Source organism: Streptomyces sp. VNUA24 (genome assembly GCF_029167005.1).
Lineage (GTDB): Bacteria > Actinomycetota > Actinomycetes > Streptomycetales > Streptomycetaceae > Streptomyces > Streptomyces scabiei.
The window spans coordinates 550,542-572,938 of record NZ_CP119143.1 but is presented as its reverse complement, the minus strand read 5'-3'; the positions used below and the strand labels follow the sequence as shown (position 1 = coordinate 572,938).

The window sequence follows — 22,397 nt, the reverse complement described above, 5'->3', positions numbered from 1 at the left end:
ACGGGCGGCTGTCGGCAGCCTGCGGGACATGTGGAGGGGCGCACCGGTGGCGAGCGGCGAGAGGCCCGGGGAGGCTCGTGTACGGCTGCCGCAGCTGCGGCTGGACGAGTTGCTGGAGGAGCTGCAGGCCCGGCTGGACGCGGCGCGGGGGACGCGTGACCGGGTGCACAGCCTGCTGGAGGCGGTGCTGTCGGTCGGCCGGGAACTGGAGCTGGAGCAGGCGCTGCGCAGCATCGTGGAGGCCGCCGCGGTGCTGGTGGACGCGGAGTACGCGGCGCTGGGGGTGATCGGCCCGGACGGCAGGCGGCTGTCGGCCTTCCACACCGTGGGCGTGAGCGAGGAGCAGGTCGCGCGGATCGGCCCGTATCCGGAGGGGCACGGGATCCTGGGGGAGTTGATCAGACACCCGGAGCCGTTGCGGCTCGCGAGGCTGTCCGAGCATCCGGCGTCGTACGGCTTCCCGCCGAACCATCCGCCGATGAGCACGTTCCTGGGGGTGCCGATCCGAGTGCGTGAACAGGTGTTCGGCAACCTCTACCTCACGGAGAAGCGGGGCGGGGCGCAGTTCGACGAGGAGGACGAGTCGGTGCTGTCGACGCTGGCGGTGGCGGCCGGCGTGGCGATCGACAACGCGCGGCTGTACGAGGAGTCGCGGTTGCGGGAGCGGTGGCTGCGGGCCACCGCCGAGATCACGCACAGCCTGATGTCCGGCGACGGACCCGGCGAGGTCCTGCGGCTGATCGCGGAACGGGCCCGGGAGATCATGACCGCGGCGCTGGCCGTCGTCGCGGTGCCGATGGAGGGCACCGAGTCGCTCACGGTCGACCTGGCCATCGGAGAGGGCGCGCGGACGCACCGGGGGCTGGTGCTGTCCCGGACGGACCCGCTGATCGGCCGGGCCTTCACCTCCGCGTCCCCCGTCACCAGCGTGGACGTCTCCCAGGAGGAGCCCGGCACGACGGGCGCGCCGCGCTTCACCGGCCTGGGACCGGCCGTGGCGGTCCCCATCGGGTCGGGTGAGGGCACGCGGGGCATCCTGCTGCTGGCCCGCGCGGCGGGCCGCACCGAGTTCACCGAGCCGGAGATCGAGCGTCTGCAGGGTTTCGCCGCGCAGGCGGCGGTGGTCATGGAGCTGACGGAGCGCCGCCGGGACGCCGAACAGATCGCGCTGCTGGAGGACCGTGACCGGATCGCCCGGGACCTGCACGACCTCGCCATCCAACGCCTGTTCGCCACCGGGATGACGCTGCAGAGCGCCGGCCGCTTCATCGAGCATCCGGAGGCCTCCGAGCGGGTGCTGCGGGCCGTGGACGACCTCGACGAGACCATCAAGATCATCAGATCGACCATCTTCGGTCTGCGGTCACGCGAGGGTGCCGCCGGAGCCGGGCTGCGGGCCCGCGCGGTACGAGCGGTCGGTGAGGCGGCACAGGTCCTGGGGTTCGCTCCCAGTCTGCGGCTGGAGGGCCTGCTGGACACCGAGGTCTCCAAGGAACTGGCCGACCACGTGGTCGCCGTCCTCTCCGAGTCCCTGACGAACGTCGCCCGGCACGCTCACGCCTCCCGGGTCGACGTGGTCCTGGAGGCCGATGCCTCGCACCTGTGCCTCACGGTCTCCGACAACGGGGTGGGCATCCCCGCCGGTGGCCGCCGCAGCGGCCTGCGCAACATGGCCGACCGGGCCCGCGAGGCGGGCGGCGAACTGGAGACGAGCGCGCCGCCCGGCGGCGGGACGACCCTGGTGTGGCGGGTGCCGTCGACACACGGCCGGAAGCGACAGGACCCCTGACGGTCGAGTCGCCCTGGCGGGAGTGTCGGGTCGGGCAGGACTCGGGACGGTCGAGTTGTCCTGGCGGGAGTGTCGGGTCGGGCAGGACCCCTGACGGTCGAGTTGCCCTGGCGGGAGTGCCGGGTCGGGCAGGACTCCTGACGGGCGGTTTGCCCTGGCGGGAGTGCCGGGACGGGCAGGACCCCTGACGGTCGAGTTGCCCTGGCGGGAGTGCCGGGTCGGGCAGGACTCCTGACGGGCGGTTTGCCCTGGCGGGAGTGCCGGGACGGGCAGGACCCCTGACGGTCGAGTCGCCTTGGCGGAACCGCCGGGACGGGCAGGACTCGGGACGAGCGGCCTGCCCTGGCGGGAGGCCGGGTTGGGCAGGACTCGGGACGGTCGAGTTGTCCTGGCGGGAGTGTCGGGTCGGGCAGGACCCCCGACGGTCGAGTCGCCCCGGCGGGAGTGCCGGGACGGGCAGGAGTCCGGACGGGTGGCCCGCCGTGGCCGCCGCGCCGGTCGCGGGCGGACGCCGGCGGCACGCATCCGTCAGCCCGGCGGCGCTGCCGGCTGGTCGCCGCCGGGCAGGTACCGGCGCCGGTGCGCGGCTCTTCGGGAGCCGTGACCGCCGGTGGTCATGTCTCCAGGAGCCTGCGCTTCTGTTCCTCGAACTCGGTCTCGGTGAGCACGCCCTGTGCCTTGAGTTCCCCGAGCTGCTTCAGCTGTTCGATCCGGTCGCCCATGTCGGGGGCCGGCGTCGGCCGGGGCGCGGGCGCGGGCGCGTCGTAGGCGTACTGCTGCTGCGCGGCCCATCGTCCCTGCTGACGGCGAGTCACACGGTTCGACACCGCGGTCGCCGTTCCGGCGACGACGGCGGTGCGGGCGACCCCGCGGATGAGACCTGGCATGACCGTTCTCCTTCTGTCGGTCGACTTCTGTCGGTCGACCGTCCGGCCGCTCTCACCGAGTGGATTCGGTGGCGTCCAGGGCGGCGACGAGCGCGGGCACCGGGATGCGTCCGGACGCGACCAGTTCGGCACCGCCCCGGCGCAGCGCCGCGGCGAACGGCGCGGCCCACCGGTTCTCGTAGACCAGGATCCCGGCGGAACTGCCCGGCTGCAGGGCGACGGCCGCCTCCTCCACGTCGTCCTGACCCAGGAGCCCGGACGACGCGCCCTCGAAGACGGACAGGTCGAGTTCGCCGTCGCCGGTGAAGTCGGCGATCTCCAGGCCGGTCACGGAACCGTCGTCGTTCTTCCGGACGAACACGAGGTCCAGGATCCTGATGAGGCCGCGGTCCACGAGATCGACCAGGATGGGAAGGCCCTCGCCCGTCATCCGGCTGCCGGGGAACTCGACGACCAGGTAGTCGATCGGGCCCACTTCTTCTTCGAGTGCGTCGCTCATGGTGTCATCCCTGGTGCCGACGGCCACCCCCTGAGACGTCCCCCACGGACCCATTGCATCACCGGGCCACGACACGCGCACCCCGGCCGCCGTTCACCCGCTCGGCGCTCCCGGGTGGCGCACAGCCCGCCGCACGAATCTGCTGGTCACCATGAGTGACACAGGTGGTGAGGAGCTCTCCGCCCGGGAGCGCAGCGAACTGGACCAACTCCGGCACCGGGTGAGCGCTCTGGAGGGCACCCGGTCCGGGCGGCATCACCCGTTCCGGTCGTTCGGCGCGTTCCTGCTGATCCTGCTGGCCGCGATCCTCTCCCTGCTGTCCGTCGTCGCCGTGTGGGCGAACAGCATCATGCAGGACACGGACCGCTACGTCGCCACCGTCGGCCCCCTCGCCTCGAATCCCGATGTGCAGCGGGCCGTCACCAACCGGGTCACCGACGCCGTGCTGGACCGCGTCGACGTGGACGCGCTGGTCGCCCAGCTGACGGACGCGGCCTCGCAGCAGGGGGTGCCGCCGAAGGCCGCCGACCTGCTGAAGAATCTGGACGGTCCGATCGAGAGCGGGCTGCGGCAGCTGGTCAGCAGCACGGTGGAGCGGGTGGTGACCAGCAGCGCCTTCGAGAAGGTCTGGGTGCAGGCCAACCGCAGGGCGCACGCGGCCGTGGACGAGGCCCTGACCGGTGAGTCCGGCGGCACTGTCGCGCTGAAGGACAACCAGGTCGTCGTCGACGTCGGCCCCATCGTCCAGCAGGTCAAGGAAAAGCTGGTCGACGCCGGGTTCGCGCCCGCCGCGAAGATCCCGGACGTGAAGACGGACTTCGTGGTCTTCGCCTCGAAGGACATCGGCGAGATCAAGACCTACGTACGGGTGCTGGAGATCCTCGGCGGCTGGCTCCCGGCCATCGCGCTCCTCGTCGCCGCCGCCGGTGTGTACGTGGCCTTCAACCGCCGGCACGCCGTGATCGGCGCGGGCCTCGCGGTCTTCCTCGCCATGCTGGTCCTCGGCATCTCCCTGACCGTCTTCCGCGACATCTACCTCGACCGGCTGCCCCCGGGAACCTCCCAGGCGGCGGCCGGGGCCGTGTACGACGCCGTGGTCAAGTTCCTGCGGGCCGGTACGCGGGCCCTGGGCGCGACGGCCCTGTTCGTCGCCGCCGCGGCCTTCCTCGCCGGACCGTCCCGGCCCGCCGTGCTGGCGCGCACGGGCTGCCGCAGGAGCATCGGCGCGCTGCGCGACGTGGCCGCCTCGGCCGGGTTCCGCACGGGACCGGTCGGCCGGTTCGTCCATCGGTTCAAGCACTGGATCGGCGTCGCCATCCTGCTGATCGCGGCGGTGGTTCTCTTCACCTGGACCTATCCGACCACGGCCGTCGTGGTGTGGACCGCGGTGATCACGCTGGTGGGCTTCGCGATCCGTGAGTTCCTCGACGACTCCTCCGCACCGCAGGCCGGTCCGGAGGGCCCGGCTACGCCAGCTTGACGGTGAACCAGGTGGTCTTTCCGTCGTCCGTGGGGCGTACCCCCCAGCTGTCGGACAGCGCGCGGACCAGGTGCAGCCCACGCCCCGACTCCTCGTCCTCGGCCGCCAGACGGGGCTGGGGGAGCTGCGGACTGCTGTCGCTGACCTCGACCGTCAGGTCCGTGGCGGTACGGCACACCCGCAGGCCGACCGGGCCCTCGGCGTGCTGGACGGCGTTCGTCAGCGTCTCGGAGAGCAGCAGCAGCGCGTGGTCGGCCGGCTCGGCGACCTCCCAGGAGGCGAGCGCCTTGGTGAGGAACGCGCGGCCCTCGGGCACCGAGGAGGGCACGGCGGGCAGATCCGTGGTGACGGACGCGAGCGGAGCGGCCGGCAGCTGTGCGAGGAGCAGCGTGACGTCGTCGTTGTGACTCACGACATCGGGCAGCAGCCGGGCGAGGACATGGTCGGCGGCGGCCTCCAGACACGAGTCGCGGACGAAGAACCCGTCGAGACAGGAGACGAGTTCGCCGATGTGGTCGTCGATGTCGCTGCCGGGCGTCTCGACCAGCCCGTCCGTGTAGAGGACCAGCGTCGCTCCCGGCGGGATCTCCTCGCAGGACTGCTGGTAGAGGATGCCGCCGACCCCGAGGGGCGCGTTGACGGGGGTGGTGAGCCGGCGGACGCGGTCGCCGGGCGAGGCGATCAGCGTCGGCAGATGGCCGGCCGAACAGGCGGTCACGGTGCCCGTGTCCGGGGCGACGACCAGGTAGCAGCAGGTGACGAGCTGGTCGGGGACGTCGAGGTCGGCCACACAGGTGTCGAGGGCCTGCATCAACTGACGCGGCTGCATACCGGTCTTGGCGAGGGCGTGCGCGGCGGACCGTAACTGGCCCATCACGGCGGCCGCCTCCAGACCGCGGCCCATGACGTCACCGATCAGCACGCCGACCCGGCCCGCGCCCAGCGGAACGAGGTCGAACCAGTCGCCGCCGACGCCCGCGCCCTGGGTGGCGGGCCGGTAGCGGCTCGCCGTGGCCAGCCCCGCGATCGCGGGCGGGGTCCCCATCAGGCTGCGCTGCAGGGTGAGCGCGATGTGCCGCTGCTGCTCGTACAGGGCCGTGAGTTCGGCCTCCGCGCGCTTGCGGTCGCTGATGTCCCGCACGATGGCGCAGGCGCCGACGACCGTGCCGTCGGTGTCCCGGGTCGGCCACAGCGTGACGTCGACGTCCAGCAGCGCCCCGGCCCGGGTGACCCGGAGCGTCTCGAAGTGCTCGACCTTCTCACCCCGCCGCAGCCGCTCCATGAGCGCGTTGATCTCGTCCCTGCGGTCCGCCGGGGCGAGGAACGACATGTGGCGGCCGATGGCCTGCTCGGCCGTGTAGCCGTAGAGCCGGTGGGCGGCGGCGTTCCAGTAGGTGATGTGGCCGTCGAGGGTCTTGGCGAGGATCGCGTCCTGGGAGGACTCGACGAGCGCGGCGAGTTCGTTGATGCGCCGCTCGGCGGCCTTGCGGTCACTGACGTCGCGGACGGCGGCGGACACGAGCAGCCCGTCGGCGGTCTCCAGCGGACTGAGACTGATCTCGACCGGGAACTCGGTGCCGTCCTGGCGCAGGCCGTGCAGTTCGAGTCCGGCGCCCATCGGGCGCACCTGGCGGTTGGCGGCGTAGCCGACGCGGTGCCGGGTGTGGTGCTCACGGAACCGGTGCGGGATGAGCAACTCGACCGGCCGGCCCAGCAGTTCCTCGCGCCGATAGCCGAACAGGGCCTCCGTCTGCGCGTTGACCAGTCGGATGGTGCCGGTGTCGTCGACGATGACCATGGCGTCCGGCGCCGCCTCCAGCAGCCCCCGGAACCGCTCCTCGACGACGCTCGGTCCGCCCTCGTGATCCGTTCGCCCACCGCAGTGGCAGCACTCCCGGTCGATGGCCTCGACGCGCCGCGCCTGCGCCACCGGGACGAAGTTGTCCATGCCCGCCCCACCCGCCTTCCCTGACGATCGGGTCATCCCACTGCATCCAGGCGAGGCGGGCCGCTGTTTGTCGGCAACTGTCCTTCTATCGAGTGATTTTGAGAGATTCACACCACGTATGCCCGGTCCGGACTGTCGTCAGCCGCCCCTGTCGACGGTCATGAGGCGGATGCCGGTGACCAGGTCGGGGCGGATGCGGACCGCGTGGTCCATGGTGCCGCTCACCCAGGGCCGCAGCATCGCCCGGTAGCGGGCCAGTTCCTCGGGGTCGGTGACCGGGCGGGCGTAGCCGGTGACGACCACGCTCCAGCCGAGGTGGGTGTCGGGGTCGATGACATCGGCCTCGTACGCCACCACGACGCCCCGGCCGTCCGTCTCCTGGGCGTGGGCGGTCAGGGCCGTGCCCTCGTGGGTGCGGATGACGATCTCGCCCCGGTCCAGCACGTGGTTGACGGGGCGGACGGTCGGCAGCGCGTGCCGGGTGAAGACGATCCGACCGAACGACACGGTGCCGAGCAGCCGCAGGGCCTCGTCGCTGTCGAGGTCGACCGACCGCCGGGGCACGGCGGCTCCTTGGTGGTGGCTGCTGATCGGCATCATGGACTTCCGCGCGGGTGAGAGGGTGCTGTCGCACTGCGGTACGGACGTCCTCCCATGGAACGGCGGCCGGGCGGGCCGCGGTAGGGCCGATCGGCCCCGGTCCTCCGGGAGAACGGCCCCCCCGGGCTGCCACGGGGACCGAGACTGAGCCTCCGACCCACTCTCCACCTCCGGCGGCCACCCTTCCCCCGGCCGGTCGGCCCCGCCCGGGGACCTGCGGACCCACGGACGGGTCCGGGCCGGGCGGCCGCACATCACCGTGCCCGAGTCCGGTTCACGGGCGGGTCTTGGGTTCGCCGCCGCCCTGGTCGAGCCGGAAGGGCGGGTAGACGTCCGTGAGGAGGGCGGCGTACGCGGCCACCCGCAGCACCCACCGGTCGAGTCCGATCACCAGGTCGAAGATGCCGCGCGGGTAGACGCCCGTGAAGAGCAGGGCGACGCCGGCGAAGAACGTCAGGAGCGCGATCAGCCCTCCCGAGCTCCAGGTCACGTGGATGCCGCCCCCGATGATGCCCAGGACCAGGTAGTGGGGGATGGCCAGGAGCCACCACTTCACCAGGACCAGCCCGCGGGACAGCTGCTCGGGGTACGCCACGTCCAGATGGGCCGGGTAGTCCGGCACCTCGGCGAGGGTGAAGGGCGGGTAGCGGTCGGTGCCCAGGGCGCCGTACGAGTAGAAGGCCACCCGCCAGCTCCAGCGCAGGACCCCGGTGGTGAAGTCGAACAGGGGGCGCGGATAGCGGCCGGTGAACAGGATCGCGAAGAACGCCACCACGCCCACCACGGTGAACGCCACCCACAGGAAGGCCAGGACGACGTAGTGGGGGAGCGCGAGCAGCCACTTCACCAGCCACAGCCAGCGCGACAGCTGTGGATCACAGATGGCGGTCAGCCGGACCGGTTGTACCGGCCGTGGCGGGGTCATGTCCGGGGGGACTGTCTGCGAAGCCATGGTTCCAGCTCCCTTCCCGAGGTCGTCGGCCCCCGACAGCCCGGGACCGGGCGTGCACCGGGCCGGTGGGCCCCGCACGGAGGCGGGGCCGGCCCGGCCCGCGGGACCTCCCTCCCTCCAGTACACGCCTGTCACCGGCGGCCCCGCCTGCCGGGGGACAGGACCGCGGACATCGGCCGGTGCGTCGCAGCGGGACAGCGCCCGCACTCCGCGAGAAGCTGCGGTGCGGGCGCGCGGAGTGCCGCCCGCCCCTGCCCGCTCTCCCCCAGGAAGTCGCCATGGCCGAACCGTCCGCACCGTCCACCGGGAACAGCTACCGCTTCGACGACCTGCGCGCCCTGTTCATCAACTGCACGCTCAAGCCCTCGCCCCAGGTCAGCCACACCGAAGGGCTCGTGGCCAGGAGCAGGGCGATCATGGAGGCGCAGGGGGTGACCACGGACTTCGTCCGAGCGGTCGACGAGGACATCGCGCCGGGTGTGTACCCGGACATGACCGAGCACGGCTTCGCCACCGACGCCTGGCCCGCGCTGTACGAGCGGGTGATGGCCGCCGACATCCTGGTGCTGGCCGGGCCCATCTGGCTGGGTGACAACAGCTCCGTCACCAAGCAGGTCATCGAGCGCCTGTACAGCTGCTCCAGCCTGCTCAACCCCCAGGGCCAGTACGCCTACTACGGGCGGGCCGGCGGGTGCCTGATCACCGGAAACGAGGACGGGGTCAAGCACTGCGCCATGAACGTCCTCTACAGCCTGCAGCACCTCGGGTACGCGATCCCACCGCAGGCCGACGCGGGCTGGATCGGCGCGGCGGGACCCGGTCCCTCGTACCTCGATCCGGGGTCGGGCGGTCCGGAGAACGACTTCACCAACCGCAACACCGCCTTCATGACCTGGAACCTCATGCACCTGGCGGCCATGCTCAAGCGCGCCGGAGGCTTCCCCGCCCACGGCAACCAGCGTACGGAGTGGGACGCCGGCTGCCGGCCGGGCGCGGACAACCCCGAGCACCGCTGAACCGGGCCGGGGCCCGGTCGTCGCAGGACGGCCGGGAGCGCGGGACGGACCGACGCCGACCCCTCACCAGCCCGTCAGCAGCAGATGGTTGAGGAGCAGAGCCAGTGCCGCCTGGGAGACCAGCCAGACCCGGGGGCGGTCGAGGAAGGCGCCGGACGCGAGCAGCCACAGCGCGAACGGCAGCCAGATCCGTTCCGTCTCCGCCTTGCTCATCCCCGACAGGTCGGCGACGAGCAGCATGAGCAGGGCCGCGGACAGCAGCAGGCCCGTACGGCGCTCGGGGACGGGCGAGGCGTGCCACCGGCCGAGGAGGGCGCCCGTGCGGCGCAGTCCCGCGACCGTGGCCGGGCCCACGACGAGGACCGTGCAGGCGAGGTTGGCCCACACGAAGTAGGCGTACGGGCGGAAGCCGCCGGCGCCCTGGTGGTAGCGCTCGACCAGCAGGTGGTACGCCTCCCACCAGTCGAAGCCCGCCAGGGTGAACGCGAGCGGGACGACGGCGAGTCCGGCGAGCGCGAAGGGGAGGACCGTCGCCCTCCGGGAGCCGAGGAGCAGGACGGCGGCCGCCATCACGGCGAACAGGGTGAGGCCGTAGGACAGGTACAGGACCAGACCGAAGAGGAGTCCGGAGAGGAACGCGGTGGGCAGCGGCCGGTGTCCCGTCACCGCGAGGGCGAGGAACGCCACGGCCCAGGCGGCGACCGCCGCGAAGTAACCGTCCGCCGAGGTGCCCGTCCACACCGCCGCCGGGGCCAGGACGAGGAACGGGGCGGCCCGGCGGGCCAGTGCCTCGCTCGCCAGTGTCCGCACGGTGACGAGGACCGCGACCGTGCCGGCCGCCCCGACGGTGATGACGAAGGCGCCCGCCCAGCCTCCGCCGGCCAGGCCGATCCGGTCGAGGAGGACGAAGGTGAGCGTGGCCCCCGGAGGATGGCCGGCGACATGCGGGGGCCAGTGGTCGGCGGTCCCGAGCAGAATGTGGTCGGTGAAGCTCCGCAGGGTCGCGGGGATGTCGTCGAACCGGTCGATGACCTGCAGGTACTCGTACCGGGTCGTCAGCCTGCGGGCGATGCCCCGGTGCCACCCGTCGACGAGGGCGAGGGAGAACGTCCACGCCAGGGCGGCGGCCCACACGCTCCACAGGAGCGGGCGCCAGGGCAGCCGGGCGGCCAGCGGGGGGCCGTACGCGACGACGGCGACGGCCACGGCGATCGCGGCGGGGGTGCCGGGGCCGGTGTGGGGCAGCCAGACGGCGTACAGGGGCGGCCAACCGACGTGCAGGACGTCCTCGGAGCGTTTGACGGCGATGCCGACCGCCGCGGCCGTCACGACGAGCAGAGCGGCGGCGGCGACGGCGTACAGGTCGCGGCGGAGATCGCGGTTCACGCTGGGAGACGTTAGGCCGCAGGGGAGCCGGGGCCCGCCCGACAGGCGCGGACGTCAGCGTTTCGTCATGAGTCGCGCACCCTCTCACCGGGTGCCGCGGGCCTAGCGTCGGGGACATGCAACGGTCTCCTTCCTCGCCCGCCTTCTGGCGCAGCCCGCTGCGCGGTCCCTGGTTCACCTCGCTCCTCGGCCTGGTCCTGCTCGCCGGGATCACCGTGCTGTTCGTGACCGGGCTGCTGTCGTACGCCGCCTACAACCCGGATCTGTCCCCGGTGAACGACAAGACCCCGGACAAGGGGCTCCTCGGCCTCTATCTGTTCCCCTGGCCGACGGACCCCCACTGGCTGTACCGGCTGACCCAAGGCGTGCACGTCACGCTCGGGATCGCACTGGTCCCGGTCCTGCTGGCGAAACTCTGGTCGGTGGTGCCGCGGCTGTTCCAGCTGCCTCCGGCGCGGTCCGCCGCCCATGCCCTGGAGCGGATCTCATTGCTCCTGCTGGTCGGCGGTGTGCTGTTCGAGTTCGTCACCGGCGTGCTGAACGTGCAGCTCGACTACGTCTTCCCCGGCTCCTTCTACCCGCTGCACTTCTACGGGGCCTGGGTGTTCGTCGCGGCGTTCGTGGTCCATGTGGTGCTGCGCGGGCCGGCCGCCGTACGCAACCTGCGCCGGATGCGGGCGGGCGGAGCGGCCGAGGCACCGCCCGTGGAGCCCTCGCAGGAACCCTCGCTGGTCTCCCCGGACCCGGCCGAGCCCACGGTGTCGCGGCGTGGGGCCGTGTGGCTGGTCGGGGGCGGCTCGCTGCTGCTGCTCGGGACGACCGTGGGGCAGACCGTGGACGGCCCGCTGCGCCGCACGGCCCTCCTCGCCCCGCACGGCGGCCCCGAACCGGGCGGCGGGCCCAACGGCTTCCAGATCAACAAGACGGCCGCGTCCCGGGGGATCAGCCCGGCCGAGACGAGCGAGGAGGCGTGGCGGCTGGTCGTCACGGGACCTTCGGGCACCGTGCGGCTGAGCCGCGCCGAGCTGCTGGAGCTGCCCCTGCACAGTGCGGCGCTGCCGATCGCCTGTGTGGAGGGCTGGTCCACCTCCGACCAGTGGTGGCGGGGCGTGCGCCTGGCGGACCTCGCCGCGCTCGTCGGACACCCGGCGGGCACGGCCCCCGACGTCCTGGTGGAGTCCCTGCAGCGGCACGGCGCCTTCCGCCGGGCCGCCCTGCGCGCCAACCAGGTCCGTGACCCGCGCTCCCTGCTGGCCCTGGACGTCAACGGCGAGCGGTTGTCCCCCGACCACGGCCATCCGGCGCGGATCATCGTGCCGGCCGCGCCCGGTGTGCTCAACACCAAGTGGGTGGCCCGTATGACGTTCGGAGACCTGTGATGGGAAAGTACCGTCCACCGCTGGGCAGCCCCCTCCCTCTGCTGCTCCTGGCCTGCTCGTTCGCGCTCGCCGGGTACGCGGGCGTGCGGCTGCTCCAGGACGACTGGTTCGCCGTCGCGCTGTGGTTCGTGGGTGCCGCGGTGGTCCACGATCTGCTTCTGCTGCCGCTGTACGTGGCGGCGGACCGGGCGCTCGTCCGCGCGATGTCCGCCACCGCTCACCGGGTGGGGGTGCCGCCCCTGCCCTCGGCGGGCCAGGGCAGGGCCGCGTACGTCCGTGTGCCCGCGGCCCTGTCCGGACTCCTGCTGCTGGTGTGGTTCCCGCTGATCAGCGGGCGGGTGGCGGACCGCTACGAGTCCGCCACCGGGATGCCGGCGAGTGGCTTCCTCGGCCGCTGGCTGCTGATCACGGCCCTGCTCTTCGCGGGCTCGGCGCTGCTGCTGGCGGTGCGGGTGCGCAGGGCGACGAAGGAGCGTCCGCCGGCGGTCCACTGATCGGCGGCGCGCCAGCCGTGCGGGCGGGCGTGCCGCAGCAGTGCCGGCGTGCCGAGGCGGGCCCAGGGGAACGCGGCCTCGCCCTCCGCCTCGCCGACGACACCGCTCACGAGGCGGACCTCGGCCCGCTCGTCCACGTCCATCGGCACGGTCTCGACGATCAACAGCCCTTCCGCGTGCAGGAGTTGTGCCATCCGGTGCAGGAGGGCGGACGGGTCGCCGCCGATGCCGAGGTTGCCGTCGAGGAGCAGGACGGTGTCCCAGCGCCCCTCGCCCGGCAGCGGGTCGAACACCGAGCGGGTGAGGGCCTGGCCGCCGAGCCGCAGGGTGCGGGCGACGGCGGCCGGGCTGATGTCGACACCGAGCACGGGCCGCCCGCGGGCGGCGAGTTCGGCGACCAGCCTGCCCGGCCCGCACCCCACGTCGAGGACGGCACCCTCGCACCGCTCCAGCACCTGGAGGTCCACCGTGTCGGCGCGGGCGCACCACCGCTCCACCTCCAGCGGCAGCAGCCAGCCGTCGCCCCGACGCAGGAACAGCGGGCCCCGTCCGGAGCGCAGGGCGTCGGCGTAGGGGTCCGAGGACCAGTCCGGCCGCGCCACGGTGTCCTGCCCCGGCCCGCTCATCGGCCGCTGACCGCGCGCAGCCGGGACAGCTCCGCCGCGAACCGGCTGTGCGGCGCCACCGTGGCGACGGCTTCGGCGTCGGCGGCCGTGTCGACGTCTCTCAGGACCGGCAGGTCCCGGACCCGCAGGCCGGCGGAGACCAGCCGGGCGCGCTGGACCGCACCCGTGACGGGGGTCGACATGGGCACCCCGCGCAGGAGCGCGGGGTCCGGCCGGGCGAGCCCCAGAGCCCAGAATCCGCCGTCCTCGGCCGCACCGAAGTACGCGTCGCACCCGGCCGGTTCCACGGCCAGCAGCTCCGGCGTCACCTGCGGGGTGTCCATGCCGATGAGGAGGGCCGGGCCGTCGCAGACCGCGAAGGCCGCGGCGAGCCGCTCGTCGAGCCCGCCGTCCCCCTGCGGTACGACGTCGAAGCCGGGCGGCAGCCACGGGCCCGGCTTCCCGGCCAGTACCAGGACGCGCCGGTCCGCGGGGGCCGCCGCCACCGCGCACAGGGTGTCCACGAGGGCGGCCTCGGCCAGCGCCGCCGCCTCCCGCGGGGTGAAGGGCGGGGTGAGCCGGGTCTTCACCCGGCCCGGCCTCGGCTCCTTGGCGATGACGAGGAGCGTGGTCATCGGCGGACCCCCGCCCCTGCCGGCTCGGGCGCCTCGTTGAGGACACGGCTCATGTCCCGTACCGCCTGCCAGGTGCCACGCCAGGTCCCGGTCACCTTCGACGCCCCCTTCCGGGGCAGGTACGGCACGTCGTGCTCGGTGACGCGCCAGCCCGCGTCGGCGGCGCGCACCACCATCTGCAGGGGATAGCCGCTGCGGCGGTCGGTGAGTGCGAGGTCGACCAGCGCTTCCCGGCGCGCGGCCCGCAGCGGGCCCAGGTCGTGCAGACGCAGGCCCGTGCGGCGGCGCAGCATCCGGGCGAGCGCCAGGTTCCCGGCCCGGGCGTGGACCGGCCACACGCCCCGCTCCCGCGGACGCCGCCTGCCGAGCACCAGATCGGCGTGTCCATGGGCGACTTCGGTGACGAAGGGAACGAGGAGCGAGGGATCCAGGGAGGCGTCGCAGTCGCAGAAGCACACGATGTCGGCCGTGGCGGCGACCAGTCCCGCGTGGCAGGCGGCGCCGAAGCCGCGGCGCGGTTCGTGCACCACGGTCGCGCCCAGCTCACGGGCGAGGTCCGCGGAGCCGTCGGCCGAGCCGTTGTCCACGACCAAGGCGCGCCAGCCGGCCGGAATCCTGGACAGCACCCAGGGCAGGGCCTCCGCCTCGTCCAGGCAGGGGAGAACGACGTCGACGCCCGAAGGCGGGGGAGAGGTAGTCACGACTTTCACCCTACGAGGACGAAGTTCGCGTATCGGGCGCGGTGTCCTTACGAAACGCGGACGTCGGGGACCTGGGCACGGTCCGGACGGACTCGCCGCCGGGCGAGGTGCGAGGCTGACCGCATGGAAGAGCAACCGAGCAGACCGACGGCCGTGCGCGTGCTGGTGGTGGACGACGACCCCACGGTCGCGGAGGTCGTCACCGGCTACCTCGACCGGGCCGGATACACGGTGGACCGCGCGGGCGACGGCCCGGCCGCGCTGGCCCGCGCCGCCGCGCACCGGCCCGACCTGGTCGTGCTGGACCTGATGCTGCCGGGCATGGACGGCCTGGAGGTCTGCCGTCGGCTGAGGACGCGCGGCCCGGTCCCGGTCATCATGCTCACCGCCCGAGGCGACGAGGACGACCGCATCCTGGGGCTGGAGGTCGGCGCCGACGACTACGTCACCAAGCCGTTCAGCCCGCGCGAACTGGTCCTGCGCGTCGAGTCCGTACTGCGCCGCGCACGGCCCGCGTCCGACGCCCGCGCATTGACGGCGGCCGGTCTCCGCCTCGACCCGGCCGCCCGGCACGCCACCCGCCACGGCGCGGAACTCGCCCTGACCCTGCGGGAGTTCGACCTCCTCGCCTTCTTCCTGCGCAACCCGGGCCGCGCCCACAGCCGCGAGGACCTGATGCGCGAGGTCTGGGGCTGGGACTTCGGCGACCTGTCCACGGTCACCGTCCATGTCCGCAGGCTGCGCGGCAAGATCGAACACGACCCGGCGCAGCCCCGGCTGATCCGGACCGTCTGGGGCGTCGGTTACCGCTTCGAGCCCGCCGACACCCCGGCCGACGACGACGCGGAGCACGCCCCGACCGAAGACGGGAAGGACTGACCCATGGGCGACACCCTGCTCATCGCGCTGTACGCGTTCCTCGGCGCCGTCGCCGCCGGTCTGCTGGGCGCGCTCGCGCTGTGGCCGCTGCGCCGCCGCTCGCTCACCGCGTCGCTCACCGTCGTGGCCGCGGTCGCGGTGACCGCCATGCTCGCCGGCACCCTCGCCGTCGCCTGGGCCATGTTCCTCTCCCCGCACGACCTGAGCGTCGTCACCACGGTCGTCGCGATGGCCGCCGTCGTCTCCCTGGCCACCGCGCTGCTGCTCGGCCGCTGGGTCGTCGCCCGCAGCCGGGCCCTCCAGACCGCCGCGCGGTCCTTCGGCGACGGCGGCGACTTCACCGCCCCCGACGGACCGGTCACGGCCGAACTCGCCGCACTGGGGGAGGAATTGGCCGCCACGAGCGCCAAACTCGCCGCGTCCAGGGAACGCGAACGCGCCCTGGAGTCCTCCCGGCGTGAACTCGTCGCCTGGATCTCCCACGACCTGCGCACCCCCCTGGCCGGACTGCGCGCGATGGCCGAGGCCCTGGAGGACGGGGTCGCCGCCGACCCCCACCGCTACCTCCGGCAGATCCGTACCGAGGTCGAGAACCTCGACGGCATGGTCGGCGACCTCTTCGAACTCTCCCGCATCCACGCGGGCAGCCTGACCCTCACCCTCTCCCGGATGTCGCTGTACGACCTCGTCGGCGACGCCCTGGCCGGGGCCGACCCGCTCGCCCGCGAACACGGGGTGCGGCTCGTCGGCGCACGCGTCGAACCCGTACCGGTCGAGGTCGACGGCCGGGAGATGAGCCGTGTCCTCGCCAACCTGCTGGTCAACGCGATCCGCCGCACCCCGGCCGACGGCACGGTCGCGGTGGCGGCCGAGCGGTCCCCCCACGGCGTGGTGCTCTCCGTCACCGACGGCTGCGGCGGCATCGCCGAGGAGGACCTGCCCCGTGTCTTCGACACCGGCTGGCGCGGCACGCACGCCCGTACACCCCCGGCCGGCGCGGGCCTCGGCCTCGCCATCGTCCGCGGCATCGTGGAGGCCCACCGAGGGCACACCACCGTGCACAACATTCCCGGCGGCTGCCGCTTCGAGGTGGTGCTGCCCGCGGCCGCTTCCTGAACACGGACGGCACCACCGGCCCAGGGGCTACGACCCCCGCATCCCGGCCCGTGCGAACTCCCGCACCCCTTCCACGAATCCGACCTCGGGCTTCCACCCCAGCTCGGCCCGCAGCCGTGACGAGTCGGCGGTGATGTGCCGGACGTCCCCGAGCCGGTACTCCCCGGTGACCACCGGCTCGGGCCCGCCGCACGCGGCGGCCAGCGCCCTCGCCATCTCCCCGACGGTGTGCGGCTCGCCGCTCCCGGCGTTGTACGCGGTCAGCGCGCCCGGAGCGGCTGCCGCCTCCAGCGCCGCCACATTGGCCGCCGCCACGTCCCGGACATGGACGAAGTCCCGCCGCTGACGGCCGTCCTCGAAGACCCGGGGCGCCTCCCCGCGGGCGAGCGCCGAACGGAAGAAGGAGGCCACCCCGGCGTACGGCGTGTCCCGAGGCATCCGGGGCCCGTACACGTTGTGGTACCGCAGCGAGACCACGGTGCCGTCCGTCGCACGGGCCCAGGCCGCCGCCAGATGCTCCTGGGCGAGCTTCGTCGTCGCGTACACGTTGCGCGGGTCGACCGGCGCGTCCTCCCCGACCAGAGACGGCGACAACGCGTCCCCGCACCTCGGGCACAGCGGCTCGAAACGTCCGGCCTCCAGGTCGGCGACCTCCCGGGGCCCCGGCCGCACCACCCCGTGCCGCACGCACGCGTACCGCCCCTCCCCGTACACCACCATCGACCCCGCCAGCACGAGCCGTCGCACGCACGCCTCCGCCATGGCGGCGAGCAGCACGGCCGTTCCCAGGTCGTTGTGGGAGACGTACGCGGGGGCGTCGGCGAACCCGGTGCCGAGGCCGACCATCGCCGCCTGGTGACACACCGCGTCCACCCCGTCCAGCGCCCGGAGGACGGCGGCCCCGTCCCGCACGTCCGCGCCGGCGTCCACCGCGCTGTCGAACACGAGGGGTTCGTGACCGTGCTCCAGCAGCGCGTCGACGACATGGGACCCGATGAACCCGGCACCGCCGGTGACCAGTACTCGCATACGGGTCACGCTAGAGCCGCCCGCGGGCCGCTCCGCAGGGCCACGCCCGGCACGTCACGGTTCCGTAAGACGGCGACCGGGGCGGGTAGCGGACGTAAGGGTTTCGTCATCGGTGGAGCCGGGACGCGGGGACCGCGCTCCCCGTTGAATGGACGACGGCAGGGACGCGCGAAGCAGAGGTGAGGACGGATCGTCATGGGGCACACGCCGAGGAAGCGACTGATCACCGGTCTCGTGGTGGTGGCGGTCATGGGCGTGACCGCCGGGCTGTACTGGTTCCAGCCGTGGAAACTCTGGCAGGACCGGACGGTGACCGAATCCCTCCCGGGAACGGTCGTCGAGACCTCCCCGCTCCCCGAAGCGACGCCGGAGGCGAACGCGGGAGCGTCGGACCGAGGAGCGTCGGACCGAGGAGCGTCGGACCGAGGAGCGTCGAGCCGAGGAGCGTCACCCTCCCCGTCGGCGCCGAGCGGACCCGTGACCGTGGCGAGCGGCGGGCTGATCAGCCACGAGCACACGACGACGGGCTCGGCGCAACTCGTACGACTCGCCGACGGCACCCACGTGGTCCGCCTGGAGCACCTCGACACCAGCAACGGCCCCGACCTGCGGGTGTGGCTGACCGACGCCCCCGTCAAGGAGGGCCGGGCGGGCTGGCACGTCTTCGACGACGGCGCGTACGTCAGTCTCGGCAGGCTCAAGGGCAACAAGGGAAGCCAGAACTACCCGCTGCCCGACGACGTCGACCCCTCCTCCTACACCAGCGTCACCATCTGGTGCGACCGCTTCGACGTCTCCTTCGGCGCCGCCGAACTCACCGCCACCTGATCCGGAGCGGCTCCACATGCGAGGCCGCCGGGATTGCGGTAGTTGTCGAAGGAGGGGACACAGCACCCGCTCGGCATGTCGGCGAGGTCCGGGCCGGAGGGGCGGACGGACTCGTCGCCGTCGGCCACCGGCGTACCCGGCCTCGTCCGAGAAGGAGGCCGCCGCCATGGAACCAGTCGTCACCGTGGGCCTGGACGGTTCACCGGAGAGTCTCGCCGCCGCCCGCTGGGCCGCCGAGGAGGCCGAGAAACGCAGGCTCACCCTGCGCCTGATGCACGCGTGGCCGCTGCTGGCCCCGGAACCGGCCGGCGCTCCTGCCGAGGTCGACCAGAACTACTGGGCCAAGCGCCTGGTCCACACCGCGCAGGCGGAGTTGAGCACACGCCATCCCGGGCTGTCCGTCGTCGGCAGCCTGGTCGCCGACGACGCGCGGGAGGCGTTGCTGCGAGCCGCATCCGAGTCCGAGATGCTGGTGCTGGGCTCGCGGGGGCTGGGGTCGGCCGAGAGTTATCTCATGGGTGACGTGAGCCTGCCCGTCGTGGCGCGCGCGGGACGCCCTGTGATCCTGGTCCGCGCGGAGCCGGACGGCAATCAGCCCGCCCCCACCGCCGGCGACAAGGTCGTCGTGGCGATGGAGGCCCACGGGTCCCGGGACGAACTGCTCGACTTCGCCTTCCACAGCGCCGCGGCCCGGGACATCCCCCTCCTCGCCGTCCAGGGGCACAGCGTGCCGCTCCACGCGCGGATGCCCTGGGGTGCCGACCACGGCGTCACCGAGGAGCTGACCCGGAAGGCCCGGGAGGATCTGAGCAGGGCGCTGAAGCCCTGGCGCGAGAAGTATCCGCAGGTGGAGGCGGAGGACAGCATCCGCCTCACCAGCCACGCCAAGGCCGTCGTGCACGCCGCCGAGGGCGCCGCGCTGCTGGTCGTCGGACGGCGCATGCATCAGCACGGTGCCACGCACCATCTGGACCACGTGGCGCACGCGGCCATCCACCACGCACGCTGCCCCGTCGCGGTCGTCGCCCACGACTGAGGGACTGCCCGGCCGACGAGGACAGCCGCCCCGGGCGCGGCACGCCCCTGCTGCCCCTACGGCCGGCCGCCCGCGGAGGTCAGGCCACCGCGCGGTCGGCGGTGAGCTTGCGGGGCGTCCCGGCGAGCAGGGTGCGCAGCCGCGCTGCGGGCAGCGGAGCCCCCGTGTCGGAGGGCAGCGGCTGGGGCGCCCTGCCGGCGCGGATGTCCTCGCCGACCTGGATCATGTAGGTCCGCAGTGTGTCGGGATCGGCGAAGTACGGCGCCGCATAGGGGTCGGTCTCCGGCTCGAAGCGCCAGCTCTCGGTCAGGGGGCCGGCGTCGACGGTGTCGAAGCCGAGCCGGCCGATCAGGTCCGCGGCGCTCGCCTTGGCCTGCGGGTCGTCGCCGGCGATGGGCAGGGCGGTGCGGTCGGCCGCGCCCGCGGGGCGGGCGAGCGTGGTGATGTGGACGTCGCCGATGTTGTTGAACGCCTTGACGAGCTTCGCACCGGCCAGGTGTTCCTGGACGAGTTCGCTGGTGGTGACCCTGCCCGAGTCGAGCGCCTCGAAGTGCCCGTCGCGCATCGGGTAGTAGTTGATGGTGTCGAGCACGACCTTCCCCGCAAGCGCGGGGGCCGGCAGCGACCGGTAGGGGGCCAGAGGGATGCTCACCACCACCAGGTCGCCCGCGCGGGCCGCCTCTTCCGGGGTCGCGGCGCGGGCCCGGTCGCCGAGGTCCGCCACCGTGGCGGCCAGGGTCTCGGGGCCGCGGGAGTTGGACAGGACGACGTCGATGCCGGCCGCGATCGCGAGCCGGGCGAGGCTCGTGCCGATGCTGCCGCTGCCGATGAAGCCGAGTGTCGGTGTCGTCATGGGTTCTCTCCTCGTCGTCGCGCGGACCGTGTCGTCCGGCGGGGGTGCGGTAGGGAGCCGTGCTCGGTCGGTGGCCGTGGCCGTGGACCTGGCTCCGGCCGTGGTCGGACGTCGGCTCGTGCTCGGGCGTGAGCTGCCGGACACACACAGGCCGGAGCTCTCGCCGAAAAGGAAACGGAGCAGGTGCTCCTCTTGAACGTAGCACAAGCGGAGCGGGTGCTCCGAAAGGCGGGGAGTCCCTGTACCCTGAATGCCGTGACCACCGCCGACCAGCCCGCCCCCGTCTCCGCGCGGCCCGCCCCTCGCGGCCGCCGTGCCGACGCCGAGCGCAACCGCGCCGCGATCCTGGAGGCGGCCGGCGCCGTCTTCGCCGAGCTCGGCGGCACCGTCGACGTCCGTGAGATCGCCCGGCGCAGCGGCGTGGGCATGGGAACGCTCTACCGCCACTTCCCGACCAAGGACGACCTGCTCGTCACCGTCCTGGAGCAGCAGTTCACCTCCTGGCTCACGGAGGCCCACGAGCAGGCCACCGCCACCGAGGACCCCTGGCAGGCGCTGAGCGGATTCTTCGAACAGATGCTGACCACCCAGGCCCACAACCGCGCCGTCGTCGAGAGCTACGCCGCCAGAGGCGGCCCCACCAGCTCATGCGCCCAGCGCTGCTACTCCTTCGTCGACGAGCTGCGCACCCGGTGCATGAACGCCGGACTGCTGCGACCCGACGTCACCACCGATGACCTGGTCCTGCTCAGCGGCTCCCTGAGCCAGGCCGTCCTGACGGCAGGCGAGAGCCACCCGGGCCAGTGGCGGCGCCTGCTGCGTATCTCCCTCGACGGCCTCAGCAGCCGCAACACCGAACCCCTGCCCGAGCCGACGGTGTCCTCGTAGGTCGACCACCCGCTCGGACGCGGTCGGCGTCGGCGGCGACGTCCGCGGAGGCGCTCCACGAGGCGAGGAGCGCACAGCCCTTCGCCTCCGGCTTCGGGCCCCGCCACGCCGGACGGCCTTCACGCGTCCAGGACCCGCCCATGACCTACCGCGAGCCGAGGAACTCGATCGCCCGTCGGGTCAGGAGCTTGGCGGCGTCCGGGTCGTAGGACGGCAGCGAGTCGTCCGCGAACAGGTGCTGGTCGCCGGGATATAGGAACATCTCCGCGCCGGCGCACTCGGAGACGAGGGCGCGGGCGGCGTCGATGTCCTCGGCGAAGAACGGATCGGCTTCCATGGCGTGCACCTGAACCGGCACATCGGCGGGCCATACCGCACCGAACTCCGACACAGGGATGCAGGCGTGGAACAGGAGCGCGCCCCGCGCACCCGTCCGCGTCTGCGCCAGCTTCTGGGCCGGAACCACACCGAGTGAGAAGCCGACGTAGAAGGCGTCCCGCGGCAGCAGGTCGGCCGCGCGGACGCCGCGCTCGGTGATCTCCCCGAAGCCGACCTCCTTCACGTAGCCCATGCCCTCCTCGACGGAGCCGAACGTCCGCCCTTCGAAGAGATCGGGCGTGTGGACCGTGTGGCCGGCCGCGCGGAGTTCGTCGGCGAAAGCGGCGACTCCCGAGGTCAGCCCCTGCGAGTGATGGAACAGTACGACCTCTGTCATGCCCGAACCCCTTTGGGTAGCGAATGATCCGGAACTCTAGAATAATCGAGAGGTGTCGAACAATACCGGCCTCCCCGACTACGACCTTGCCGACGTCATGGAGGTGACCGCCCCCGCCCAGCTCCGCGCGCTGGCCAACCCGCTGCGCAACGCCATCCTCGAACTGCTCCTCGAACGCGCCGCGACGGTGAGCGAATTGGCTGCCGCACTCGGCCGCCCGAAGAGCACGGTCGCGCACCACGTGAGTGCCCTGGCGGACGCGCAGCTGCTGAAGGTCGTACGGACCCGCCGGGTGCGAGCCATCGAAGAGCGCTCCTACGGCCGCACCGCGCGCATCTTCCGCGTCGGCACGATCAGTCCGGCCGACGGGGACGCCACGCCGCACTGCACCAACGACCTCGCCACGGCCGCCGCCGAGTCGGCCCCCGCACACCGGGCGGATCAACTCTCCTCGATCGTGCGGCACGTACGGATCCCGCGGGAGCAGGCCCGTGAGTTCTGGCTGCGGGTCCTGGACCTGGCCAACGACTACACGCAACTCCCGCGCGGAGGCGATGTGGTGTACGGCTTCGCGGCCGGGCTCTATCCGACCGACCACCCGGCGCTGCCGGAGGCGGAGCCCCAGGACCAACCCGCGACGCCCCCGGACCACCCTGCGACGCCCCTGGGCTCGACATGACGA

Annotated in this window: 22 protein-coding genes; 10 read left to right on the top strand and 12 right to left on the bottom strand. The window is 73.0% G+C overall.

The annotated features are described in order from the left end of the window. The first annotated feature begins 28 nt into the window (after positions 1-28). On the top strand, positions 29-1,789 hold the full coding sequence (locus tag PYR72_RS02305; RefSeq protein ID WP_275453595.1) for a GAF domain-containing sensor histidine kinase: 1,761 nt from the start codon (positions 29-31) through the stop codon (positions 1,787-1,789). Positions 1,790-2,403: 614 nt separating this feature from the next. Here PYR72_RS02305 and PYR72_RS02300 read toward each other — a convergent pair. Together PYR72_RS02300 and PYR72_RS02295 are read right to left on the bottom strand one after the other, a co-directional pair. Continuing rightward, positions 2,404-2,676, bottom strand: coding sequence for an SHOCT domain-containing protein (locus PYR72_RS02300; protein ID WP_275453594.1), 273 nt, complete (start codon positions 2,674-2,676; stop codon positions 2,404-2,406). Between the two features lie 52 nt (positions 2,677-2,728). Then, positions 2,729-3,175: a DUF6325 family protein gene (locus PYR72_RS02295; RefSeq protein ID WP_275453593.1), complete on the bottom strand. Its 447-nt coding sequence runs from the start codon at positions 3,173-3,175 to the stop codon at positions 2,729-2,731. 151 nt (positions 3,176-3,326) lie between these two features. On the opposite strand from PYR72_RS02295, the gene PYR72_RS02290 reads away from it, so the two are divergent. Continuing rightward, entirely contained in the window at positions 3,327-4,655 is a 1,329-nt protein-coding gene (locus PYR72_RS02290) for a hypothetical protein (RefSeq protein WP_275453592.1), read from the top strand. Here PYR72_RS02290 and PYR72_RS02285 read toward each other — a convergent pair. From PYR72_RS02285 to PYR72_RS02275, 3 genes are all read right to left on the bottom strand, one after another. Continuing rightward, positions 4,642-6,603, bottom strand: a complete 1,962-nt coding sequence (locus tag PYR72_RS02285; protein WP_275453591.1) for a PAS domain S-box protein — start codon at positions 6,601-6,603, stop codon at positions 4,642-4,644. The two genes, PYR72_RS02290 and PYR72_RS02285, sit on opposite strands and share 14 nt — an antisense overlap. Before the next feature lie 138 nt (positions 6,604-6,741). After that, positions 6,742-7,203, bottom strand: coding sequence for a pyridoxamine 5'-phosphate oxidase family protein (locus PYR72_RS02280; RefSeq protein ID WP_275453590.1), 462 nt, complete (start codon positions 7,201-7,203; stop codon positions 6,742-6,744). Between the two features lie 274 nt (positions 7,204-7,477). After that, positions 7,478-8,155: a DUF4389 domain-containing protein gene (locus PYR72_RS02275; RefSeq protein WP_275453589.1), complete on the bottom strand. Its 678-nt coding sequence runs from the start codon at positions 8,153-8,155 to the stop codon at positions 7,478-7,480. A gap of 278 nt (positions 8,156-8,433) precedes the next feature. On the opposite strand from PYR72_RS02275, the gene PYR72_RS02270 reads away from it, so the two are divergent. Further along, positions 8,434-9,171, top strand: a complete 738-nt coding sequence (locus PYR72_RS02270) for a flavodoxin family protein (protein WP_275453588.1) — start codon at positions 8,434-8,436, stop codon at positions 9,169-9,171. A 63-nt stretch (positions 9,172-9,234) separates the two neighbouring features. Here PYR72_RS02270 and PYR72_RS02265 read toward each other — a convergent pair whose 3' ends face one another. Next, positions 9,235-10,557 carry a hypothetical protein gene (locus PYR72_RS02265; RefSeq protein WP_275453587.1) on the bottom strand — a complete coding sequence of 441 codons (1,323 nt, stop codon included), beginning with the start codon at positions 10,555-10,557 and terminating at the stop codon, positions 9,235-9,237. Between the two features lie 116 nt (positions 10,558-10,673). Here PYR72_RS02265 and PYR72_RS02260 point away from each other — a divergent pair, with 116 nt between their 5' ends. Continuing rightward, on the top strand, positions 10,674-11,936 hold the full coding sequence (locus PYR72_RS02260) for a molybdopterin-dependent oxidoreductase (RefSeq protein ID WP_275453586.1): 1,263 nt from the start codon (positions 10,674-10,676) through the stop codon (positions 11,934-11,936). 349 nt (positions 11,937-12,285) lie between these two features. Here PYR72_RS02260 and PYR72_RS02255 read toward each other — a convergent pair whose 3' ends face one another. From PYR72_RS02255 to PYR72_RS02245, 3 genes are read right to left on the bottom strand one after another with little or no spacing between them, the layout of a single operon-like run. Beyond that, positions 12,286-13,056: a methyltransferase domain-containing protein gene (locus PYR72_RS02255; protein ID WP_275453585.1), complete on the bottom strand. Its 771-nt coding sequence runs from the start codon at positions 13,054-13,056 to the stop codon at positions 12,286-12,288. Continuing rightward, the gene (locus tag PYR72_RS02250) at positions 13,053-13,670 is read right to left on the bottom strand and encodes a DUF2064 domain-containing protein (protein WP_275453584.1); all 618 of its coding nucleotides are present in this window, start codon (positions 13,668-13,670) and stop codon (positions 13,053-13,055) included. The genes PYR72_RS02255 and PYR72_RS02250 overlap by 4 nt, the downstream gene beginning before the upstream one ends. After that, positions 13,667-14,380: a glycosyltransferase family 2 protein gene (locus PYR72_RS02245; RefSeq protein WP_275453583.1), complete on the bottom strand. Its 714-nt coding sequence runs from the start codon at positions 14,378-14,380 to the stop codon at positions 13,667-13,669. Before PYR72_RS02245 ends, PYR72_RS02250 begins: the two co-directional genes overlap by 4 nt. 114 nt (positions 14,381-14,494) lie before the next feature. Between PYR72_RS02245 and PYR72_RS02240 the strand changes: the two genes are divergently transcribed. Together PYR72_RS02240 and PYR72_RS02235 are read left to right on the top strand one after the other, a co-directional pair. Beyond that, the gene (locus tag PYR72_RS02240) at positions 14,495-15,250 is read left to right on the top strand and encodes a response regulator transcription factor (RefSeq protein ID WP_275453582.1); all 756 of its coding nucleotides are present in this window, start codon (positions 14,495-14,497) and stop codon (positions 15,248-15,250) included. Positions 15,251-15,253: 3 nt separating this feature from the next. Next, a complete protein-coding gene (locus tag PYR72_RS02235) occupies positions 15,254-16,366 on the top strand; it encodes a HAMP domain-containing sensor histidine kinase (protein WP_275453581.1) in 1,113 nt (370 codons plus the stop codon). 27 nt (positions 16,367-16,393) lie between these two features. Here PYR72_RS02235 and PYR72_RS02230 read toward each other — a convergent pair whose 3' ends face one another. Continuing rightward, positions 16,394-17,395, bottom strand: coding sequence for an NAD-dependent epimerase/dehydratase family protein (locus PYR72_RS02230; RefSeq protein WP_275453580.1), 1,002 nt, complete (start codon positions 17,393-17,395; stop codon positions 16,394-16,396). A gap of 195 nt (positions 17,396-17,590) precedes the next feature. Between PYR72_RS02230 and PYR72_RS02225 the strand changes: the two genes are divergently transcribed. Together PYR72_RS02225 and PYR72_RS02220 are read left to right on the top strand one after the other, a co-directional pair. Beyond that, positions 17,591-18,223: a DM13 domain-containing protein gene (locus tag PYR72_RS02225; RefSeq protein ID WP_275453579.1), complete on the top strand. Its 633-nt coding sequence runs from the start codon at positions 17,591-17,593 to the stop codon at positions 18,221-18,223. A 166-nt stretch (positions 18,224-18,389) separates the two neighbouring features. After that, the gene (locus PYR72_RS02220; protein WP_275453578.1) at positions 18,390-19,259 is read left to right on the top strand and encodes a universal stress protein; all 870 of its coding nucleotides are present in this window, start codon (positions 18,390-18,392) and stop codon (positions 19,257-19,259) included. A 79-nt stretch (positions 19,260-19,338) separates the two neighbouring features. Here PYR72_RS02220 and PYR72_RS02215 read toward each other — a convergent pair whose 3' ends face one another. Beyond that, positions 19,339-20,112, bottom strand: a complete 774-nt coding sequence (locus PYR72_RS02215; protein WP_275453577.1) for an NAD(P)-binding domain-containing protein — start codon at positions 20,110-20,112, stop codon at positions 19,339-19,341. A 255-nt stretch (positions 20,113-20,367) separates the two neighbouring features. Here PYR72_RS02215 and PYR72_RS02210 point away from each other — a divergent pair, with 255 nt between their 5' ends. Further along, positions 20,368-21,000: a TetR/AcrR family transcriptional regulator gene (locus PYR72_RS02210; RefSeq protein WP_275453576.1), complete on the top strand. Its 633-nt coding sequence runs from the start codon at positions 20,368-20,370 to the stop codon at positions 20,998-21,000. 145 nt (positions 21,001-21,145) lie between these two features. On the opposite strand, the gene PYR72_RS02205 is transcribed toward PYR72_RS02210, so the two are convergent. Then, positions 21,146-21,715 (bottom strand): dienelactone hydrolase family protein, encoded by a 570-nt coding sequence (locus PYR72_RS02205; protein ID WP_275453575.1) that lies wholly within the window; start codon positions 21,713-21,715, stop codon positions 21,146-21,148. A 52-nt stretch (positions 21,716-21,767) separates the two neighbouring features. On the opposite strand from PYR72_RS02205, the gene PYR72_RS02200 reads away from it, so the two are divergent. After that, positions 21,768-22,394, top strand: a complete 627-nt coding sequence (locus tag PYR72_RS02200; RefSeq protein ID WP_275453574.1) for a winged helix-turn-helix domain-containing protein — start codon at positions 21,768-21,770, stop codon at positions 22,392-22,394. The last annotated feature ends 3 nt before the right edge of the window (positions 22,395-22,397 follow it).